The sequence below is a fragment of the Rubrimonas sp. genome (genome assembly GCF_036788415.1).
In the GTDB taxonomy this organism is placed as follows: Bacteria; Pseudomonadota; Alphaproteobacteria; order Rhodobacterales; family Rhodobacteraceae; genus Rubrimonas.
On the sequence record NZ_DAIQNN010000205.1, the window covers coordinates 1 to 2,767 of the forward strand.

3 protein-coding genes and 1 pseudogene are annotated in these 2,767 nt (G+C 70.3%); all 4 read left to right on the forward strand.

Annotated elements, in window-relative coordinates; translation table 11 throughout:
* Positions 1 to 505, forward strand: a 505-nt coding sequence (locus tag V7Q31_RS18535; RefSeq protein WP_333835320.1) for a helix-turn-helix transcriptional regulator, incomplete at its 5' end; no start/stop codon positions are given.
* A 155-nt stretch (positions 506 to 660) separates the two neighbouring features.
* Entirely contained in the window at positions 661 to 1,869 is a 1,209-nt protein-coding gene (locus tag V7Q31_RS18540; protein WP_333835321.1) for a patatin-like phospholipase family protein, read from the forward strand.
* Positions 1,866 to 2,585, forward strand: coding sequence for a hypothetical protein (locus V7Q31_RS18545; RefSeq protein WP_333835322.1), 720 nt, complete (start codon positions 1,866 to 1,868; stop codon positions 2,583 to 2,585). The genes V7Q31_RS18540 and V7Q31_RS18545 overlap by 4 nt, the downstream gene beginning before the upstream one ends.
* A 1-nt stretch (position 2,586) precedes the next feature.
* A pseudogene (locus tag V7Q31_RS18550) lies at positions 2,587 to 2,767 on the forward strand (hypothetical protein); the annotation flags it as partial.

Consider the following 2,767-nt stretch of genomic DNA (forward strand, 5'->3'; position numbering starts at 1 on the left):
GTGGCTGGGCCGCGTCGAAGCGGCCGCCGCGCCACGGCTGGTGGTGGACGTCCCGGTCCGGGTGGCGGACGCGAGACTTGCGCCGTTGACGGGCGCCCCCGCGCCGCCGCCCGAGTGGACGACGCTGCACGCCGACGGCTACCTTCTGCAATCCCTGCGCTGGACCATCGCCGCGATGCTGGGGCCGGATGAAGTGGGCCTCGACGCCGTCGCCGCAGCGGCCGGCATGAGCCGCCGCACGCTGCAGCGCCGATTGGCCGCCGAGGGCTTCACCTTCTCGGAACTGCTCGACGCGACCCGCGCCGACCTCGCGATGCGGCTGCTGACCGAGGGCAGGGCGCCGCTTGGCGAGGTCGCGTCTCGCCTCGGCTACGCCAACGCCCCGGCACTGACCCGGGCCGTGCGCCGCTGGACGGGTGCGACGCCGCGCACGGTCCGGGAGAAAGCGGCCGCGGCGCCGGGGAACCGAATTGCCGCACCCGCCGAGGATGGCGTAGAAAGGTAAATCGCCGGCGCGGATCGTGTTAGTGTTGATGAATGAACCTGACGCATGTTGCGCCCTGTCGCGTGACCGACGACCCGCACCGTCCTTCCCTGAGCGACGGTCCGGCCGCCCGATCGGCCTTGGCGCGCGCGCGCTCCGTCGTGACGGGGATTTCAGTGGCGCTCGCACTTGGCGCGGCGATGGCCGGTTGCAGCGCCGGGGTTCTGCGCAATCCGGTCCCGGAGGCGCTCGCCGCCTCGGCCCAGCCCTTCGGTCGCGCCGGGCTGCGCGACTGGGGCGACAGCCTCGAACTGGCCGATATCGACGCGCGCATCGCGCAGCGGCAAGCGTTCCTGAAGGCGGAGTTCGGCCCTGAGATCGCAGCAGGGCGCACGCCGCGGCTGACCTTTCTCGCGCTGTCGGGCGGCGGCCAGTGGGGCGCATTCGGCGCCGGCATCCTGGACGCGTGGAGCAGGAGCGGGACACGGCCGACGTTCCAGGGCGTGGCAGGGGTCAGCACCGGCGCGATCATCGCCCCCTTCGCGTTCCTCGGTCCGGACTACGACGCGACGCTGCGCGAGATCTACACGCAGTATTCGACAGAGGACCTCCTTGAGACGACGCTCTTCTCCGGCATCGTCTCCGGCGCCGCGCTGACCGACACGAGCCGGTTGCGGCAGGTGATCGCCCGCTACGTCACGCCCGAGTTGCTGGAGGCCATCGCCGCCGAGCATCGCAAGGGCCGCATCCTGCACATCGGCACCACCAATCTGGACGCAGGGCGCCCGGTGATCTGGGACATCGGCGCCATCGCGGATTCGGACGAGCCCGGCGCGCTCGAGCTGGTGCGCGAGCTGATAAGGGCGTCGTCGGCGATCCCGGTCGCCTTCCCGCCGATCTTCGTGCAGGTGCGGACGCCCGACGGGCGCGTGTTCGACGAGATGCACGTGGACGGCGGCGCCTCTTCTCAGGTCACGTTCATCTCGCCGGCGCTGCCCATCGGCGAGCTGACGCGCCGCGCGCTGGGGCGCGACCTCGACCGCGACGTCTATGTGATCGTCAACAACAACCTCCTCCCGCCCTACCGGACGCTCCGCCCGCGCGTGGCCAGCATCGGGGGCGCGGCGGTGAGTTCGCTGATCCGCGGCAGCGCGATCGGCGACGTCTACCGCCTGCACGCCATCGCGCAGCGCGATGGAATCGGCTTCCACGTCACGGCCGTGCCGGCGGAGATTCCCTGCCCTGACCCCGACGAGGAGTTCGACCGGGCCTTCATGCAGTGCCTGTTCGATTTCGGCGGCGCCCTGTTCGACAGCGGCGACCTCTGGTCGGACGCGCCGCCCTTCTTCGCGACACGACTCCCGGACCCGCAGGACCCATCATGAAACGCAGCATCGCCACCCTGTGCGCCACCCTCGCCGCCACGGCCGCCGCCGCCGAGGACTGGGACTTCATCGTCTCCGCCTACGGCTGGTTCCCGGCGATGGAGATCGACGCGACCATCGACAGGCCCGGCGGCTCGGTGAGCGCCGACGTCTCGACCAGCGCGACCGAAATCCTCGACGCCCTGAACTTCGGCCTGTTCGGCACCGCCGAGGCGCGGCGCGGGCGGCTGGGGCTGTTCGGCGACATGTTCTACACCGATCTCGGCGTCTCCGAGACCGGCCCGTTAGGCGAACGGCAGAGCGTCGGCTCGAACCTGTTCATTTTCACCGGGGCCGGCGCGTGGCGGCTGTGGGAGGAAGGGGGCTCCTTCATCGACGCCTTTGGCGGCGGCCGGTTCGTCTCGCTCGATTCCACGGTCACGGCTGGAAGCCGAAGCGCGTCGAAGTCGACCTCCTACGCGGAACCGATCATCGGCGCCCGTGTCGGCCATGCCGCCACCGAGCGCGTGACGCTGAACGCCTCCGCCAACATCGGCGGCTTCGGCGTCGGCTCGGAATTCACGTGGGAGGCGTACGCGGGCGGAAACTACGCGTTCACCGAACGCGTCAGCGCCGAACTCGGCTATCGCTACCTCTCCATCGACTACGAGAACGACGGGAAAGAGATCGACATGCAGATGTTCGGCCCGTTCACCGCGCTCGTATTCAAGTTCTGAGATGGCCACCCTTCGCGCCGCCATCCGGCCTGTCGCCTTGCGTGTCGGGGCCGGAGCCGTCGCTGCAGTCATCGCGACAGTCGGCCCCGCGGCGGCGCAGGAGCCGGACGCCACGGCGCTGGCGAAAAAGCTCTCCAACCCCATCGCCGACCTGATCAGCGTGCCGATCCAGTTCAACTTCG